The organism is Apibacter sp. (genome assembly GCF_025291155.1).
GTDB lineage: Bacteria > Bacteroidota > Bacteroidia > Flavobacteriales > Weeksellaceae > Apibacter.
The window spans coordinates 1-5,278 of record NZ_JAMBJZ010000110.1 but is presented as its reverse complement, the minus strand read 5'-3'; the positions used below and the strand labels follow the sequence as shown (position 1 = coordinate 5,278).

5 protein-coding genes are annotated in these 5,278 nt (G+C 30.8%); 2 read left to right on the top strand and 3 right to left on the bottom strand.

What is annotated here, in order from left to right; genetic code table 11:
• A partial coding sequence (locus tag M3Z80_RS08945; RefSeq protein ID WP_293919268.1) for an ABC transporter ATP-binding protein occupies nt 1-670 on the bottom strand: 670 nt, incomplete at its 3' end.
• Between the two features lie 328 nt (nt 671-998).
• Here M3Z80_RS08945 and M3Z80_RS08940 point away from each other — a divergent pair.
• Both M3Z80_RS08940 and mscL read left to right on the top strand, forming a co-directional pair.
• The gene (locus tag M3Z80_RS08940; protein ID WP_293919269.1) at nt 999-3,092 is read left to right on the top strand and encodes a type IA DNA topoisomerase; all 2,094 of its coding nucleotides are present in this window, start codon (nt 999-1,001) and stop codon (nt 3,090-3,092) included.
• 74 nt (nt 3,093-3,166) lie between these two features.
• Entirely contained in the window at nt 3,167-3,559 is a 393-nt protein-coding gene (mscL, locus tag M3Z80_RS08935) for a large-conductance mechanosensitive channel protein MscL (protein WP_293919267.1), read from the top strand.
• A gap of 46 nt (nt 3,560-3,605) precedes the next feature.
• On the opposite strand, the gene M3Z80_RS08930 is transcribed toward mscL, so the two are convergent.
• Nucleotides 3,606-5,042 (bottom strand): OmpP1/FadL family transporter, encoded by a 1,437-nt coding sequence (locus tag M3Z80_RS08930; protein ID WP_293919266.1) that lies wholly within the window; start codon nt 5,040-5,042, stop codon nt 3,606-3,608.
• Between the two features lie 22 nt (nt 5,043-5,064).
• On the bottom strand, nt 5,065-5,278 hold a 214-nt coding region (locus M3Z80_RS08925), incomplete at its 5' end, for a hypothetical protein (protein ID WP_293919265.1).

Below are 5,278 nucleotides of genomic sequence, written 5' to 3'. Positions count from 1 at the left end.
TATATAAATCATTGGGATTACCGTATCGTACAACTTTTCCTTCTTTTAAGATCATCATTTCATCTGCATAAGCAAGAGCATCTTCTATCTCATGTGTAGCTAATATGATAGATATATTATTTTCTTTAGCAAAATCAAAAACGGCTCTCTTTAATACATTTTTCTTAAAAGTATCGACTTGAGAAAATGGTTCATCCAACAGAAGTACTGAAGGAGTTTGTGCTAGAGCTTTTGCTAAAGCTACTCTTTGTTTTTGACCTCCACTTAGTGAAATGGGTTTCTCATCAATATAGCTTGCCATGCCTACAATATCTAAAAGAAACATAATTCTATTTTGTTTCTCTTTTATATCTATATTAGAAAGGAATTTACCAACATTTTCTCCTACAGTAGCATAGGGCATCAGCCCAAACTCCTGTTCCAAATATTTAAATTCAGGTTCTCCAGGAACTAAATTCCCTTTAAATCCAGCTAATTTTCGTCCATTATAAAAAATTTCGCCGCTCTCCCACTCCAATAATCCGTAAATTAATTTTAAAACTGTACTTTTTCCACTTCCACTTTCCCCAACCAAGGCCAACATGTTCCCTTGCTGTAAGGTAAAAGATAGAGATTCTATGATTTTTTTATCTTCGGTATATGAAAAAAAGAGATTTTTAACTTCTAGCATATAAATCAATTTGTTAAATTCTTATGTATCCTTAATTGATCGCAAAGCGTATAATTTTGTAAATAATCAAGCATATTTTCACAAATTTAAAATTTTAATACTAAAAAATTTCTTTCGAACTTTTATTTATTTTTTCATCAATAACTTAAAAATAAAAAATATTTGAAATGATTAAAAATAAAATTTTATTTTTATCTCTATTTTTTAAAATATTATTTCTTAATAATCACTTATCCAGTAATTAAATTAATGTATCTTTCAGCATGCTTACTATTTATTATGTACATAAAAAATTGCAATTTTGCAGGTACAAAAATGTACCTCACGCATGAAAGTATGTATTGCTGAAAAACCAAGCGTTGCTAAAGATATTGCCCAAATTTTGGGGGCTAAAGAAAGAAAAGATGGATATTATCAAGGAAATGGATATCAGGTAACCTGGACTTTTGGGCATTTATGTACTTTAAAAGAGCCTCATGATTATAATCCGAATTGGAAATTCTGGTATTTGGAAGACCTTCCAATTATCCCCACAAATTTTGGTATCAAGCTCATATCAAATAAAGGAGTAGAAAAACAATTCAAAATTATAAAAAATCTGGTTTCCGAGTGTGACGAAGTAATAAATTGCGGAGATGCGGGACAAGAAGGAGAATTAATTCAACGGTGGGTATTATTAAAAGCCAAATGTAAAGTCCCTGTAAAACGTTTATGGATATCGTCGTTAACAGAACAGTCTATCAAAGAAGGATTTGAAAATCTCAAAGACTCTTCACTATATGAAAATCTATATTCAGCAGGTAGCGCTCGTGCCATTGGAGATTGGCTTTTGGGAATAAATGCCACTCGATTGTTTACTAAAAAATTTGCTTCCAATAAAACTCTACTATCAATTGGAAGAGTTCAAACACCTACCTTGGCCATGATTGTACAACGGCAGAAAGAAATTGAATCTTTTATTATTGAAGAATATTGGGAATTAAAAACTATCTATAAAGATGTTGAATTTAACGCCGATATTGACCGTTTAAAAACTGAAGAAAGAGCAAAAAAGGGATTAGAGTATTTACAAAAATATCCGTTTGAAATAATTTCTTTCGAAAAGAAAGAGGGAAAGGAAAAAAATCCAAGATTGTTTGATCTTACTTCTTTACAAGTCGAAGCAAATAAGAAATACGGTTATTCTGCAGATAATACCTTAAAATATATACAAAGTCTGTATGAAAAAAAGTTAGTTACATATCCTCGGGTAGATACAACTTATCTTTCTGAAGACTTATATCCAAAAATTCATGGAATTCTTTCCAGCATGAAATATTATGAAACCCTTATTTCTTTTCTTTTAAAGAATCCTATTCCTAAATCCAAAGCTGTATTCGATGACACCAAAGTAACCGATCATCATGCGATCATACCCACCGATGTATCGCCGGAAGGAATTTCATCTGATGAAAAAAAGATATATGATTTGGTAGCTCGAAGATTTATTGCTGCATTTTATCCAGAATGTAAGATTTCTAATACTTTGGTTACTTCAAAAGTTGGCGAAATCCCATTTAAAGCTAGTGGAAAACAAATTTTAGAACCTGGTTGGAGAATAATATATGAGCAAGATAAAAAGAATGAAAAAGAAGAAAATTTAATTCCTGTTTTTCAAGTCGGAGAAAGCGGGCCTCATAAACCGTTTATCCACCAAGGCAAGACTTCTCCACCTAAATATTATACGGAAGCCTCTTTATTGAGAAGTATGGAAACAGCCGGAAAGCAGGTTGAAGATGAAGAAATGAGAGAAGTATTAAAGGATAATGGAATTGGTAGACCATCAACTAGAGCAAATATCATTGAAACCTTACTTCATCGAAAGTACATTGAAAAAAAAAGGAAAAATATATATGCTACTCCAACAGGAATGGATTTGATAGATACTATACAAAGTGAATTATTGAAGAGTGTAGAGCTTACCGGACTTTGGGAAAAAAAACTTAGGTTAATTGAAAAAGGCACCTATTCTTCCGATCTTTTTAAAAAGGAACTCATAGAAATGGTAACTAATCTCACACAAGAAGTTAAAAATAGCCAATACCGTAGAATCTCAGTACAAGATAAAAAGAATGTAGAAAATAAGAATATTCATAAAAAATCAAACACTAATTCACAATCTGTGGAGGAATTGTTATGCCCTAAATGTAACGCTCGTAAGTTAATAAAAGGAAAATCTGCATACGGATGTTCCAATTATAAAAATTGTGATTTTACCGTTCCCTTTGAAATATACGGTAAAAAATTGTCTTTAAAGCAAATTTCTGATTTAATATGTAAAGGTAAAACTTCAAAAATAAAAGGCCTTATAAATCCGGAAACCCATGAGAAAACAGAAGGTATTTTATCTTTTGATAAAAATTTCGGAATAGTATTTGAATAATAGTTAAAGTATTAGTTGATTATATTATTTTAAAATTTAATTTATTTTTACAATCTTAATTAATTTTATTTTTTATGGGTTTTATAAAAGAATTTAAAGATTTTGCCTTACGTGGAAATGTTATCGATATGGCTGTTGGTGTAATTATCGGTGGTGCCTTTAATCAAATTATTACTTCTTTAGTGGAAGATATTATTACTCCTTTAGTTCTGAATCCTGCCCTTAAAATGGCAGATTTAACAGATTTAGCTAAATTAACCATTCCGGGTACAGCTATTAAGTACGGTAATTTTCTTTCTACATGTTTATCTTTTATAATTATAGCTTTTTGTCTATTTACCATGATTAAAGTAATTAATAAGCTTAATAAGAAAGATGAGAACAAAAAAGAACAAGATAATACACCAAAACCACCTTCCCAAGAAGAATTACTAACTGAAATAAGAGATTTGCTTAGAAATAAATAAAAAAAATCCTAACAAATGTTAGGATTTTTTTTATTAAAATTATTTTTTAAAATCTCATGCCTAATGTTAACACAAAATTATTTTGTGTATTATTAACTTTTCCAAAATAGGGCTTATTCAAATCAAGATTTACATTTGATCCATCAACTGTATAAAAATCACCAGATAGAGTCGTATGATAATCTGTTTTTATATTTTGATATCCTAAATCAACAAAAAACACCCCTATATCGTATCCTACACCAAAAGACAATTTATTTTTTTCTCCAGCTAAATAGTTTTTTACATATACCGGACTTGAATCATTATCCCATACACCGGCTATAGATTGATCTTTTATTGGAGAAGAGGCATAAGCATATCCAGCTCTTAATTTAAGTTCTTTGAATCTATATTCTAACCCTGCACGATATTCTTGAGAATTTCTAACATAATTATTTACAAAGTTATTGTTAAGTCTATAATCTACATCTCCTTTAAACTCCATATCCTTATTGAAATAATTAATAAAATCAAAATTAAATGCCAAAGAATTATCATCATCAAAAATATTTGATGCAAAAGCACCACTCAAAACAATTTTTCCCGGGGACACATTTTTATAACGATCATAATATATATAATCTTGGAAAAATTGTCCTTTATCATTAACACTATACACCCATCTATAATCATCCATATCAGACCACCAAATCGGAGTATGATAAGCAGCACCTAAACGTATTTCAGGTGTGATCTTCCCTATTACCCCTACATTTAATCCGAAACCGTTTGCTTCTTGACTATAAGGAGTTAATTGTTCATCAAATCTCATATATTCTCCGTCAACAGTGTTTCTATGACCGTATTCTGAGCTCCTATCAACATTTAAATAATGCCAATCAAAACCAATACCGAAATAAATTTTATCCATATAATTGGTAGCAAAACTCAATTTCAATTTTGATTTATATCCATCAGTATATTGATCGTAATTAGCCATCTCATAGGTCTGATTTACGTTATCTTTGTTAGGAAATAAATAATTTATTTTTGAATTGCGTGAAAAATACACATCATTATCTACCCTTTGGTAAGAAAAATTTACTCCAAAATTTACTTTAAGCAGATCTGATTCATCCCCCAATGCTAAAGCAATCCCCGCTGCGGGAACATTAAAGTTGGTATCTGTATTGGAATTTACACCATTACCCATAGTAGCTTTATTCTTATTTGACAATACACCCATCGAAATATTAGCTACAGAATTTCTAAAAATACCTAACCCGGCAGGATTGGTCTCTACAGCGCTTAAATCTCCTCCTAAAGCACCCATAGATTCTCCCATACCAATATATCGTGCTGTTCCTGAAGTATTATTGGAATTATCTCCAAAAATATTAAAAGCATCTGAAACGTCATTTGGATAAAATTGGGTTGTCTGAGATTTCACTGTCATGACTAATGATGAAAGAATAAATCCATATAACAATTTCTTATTCATAATTTGAGTTTTTTATTATTTATTATCTTCGACCTCCAATAGATCCTCCACGACTTCCTCCTCCAATAGATCCTCCACGACTTCCACTACTTATGGAACCTCCTCCTATTCCACCTCGACTTCCTGAGCTTGGAACTTGATAGGTTGGGGAAGACATACGCGTGGAACCGGAATCATAATTTCTAGATCCTCTTGTTACTCCATTAGATCTTGATCCGTTTGAATTACCTATAGTA

Coding starts and splice junctions, on each gene's coding strand:
- M3Z80_RS08940 (WP_293919269.1), top strand. CDS start 999: ATGAAAGTATGTATTGCTGAAAAACCAAGCGTTGCTAAAGATATTGCC.
- M3Z80_RS08930 (WP_293919266.1), bottom strand. CDS start 5,042: ATGAATAAGAAATTGTTATATGGATTTATTCTTTCATCATTAGTCATG.
- mscL (WP_293919267.1), top strand. CDS start 3,167: ATGGGTTTTATAAAAGAATTTAAAGATTTTGCCTTACGTGGAAATGTT.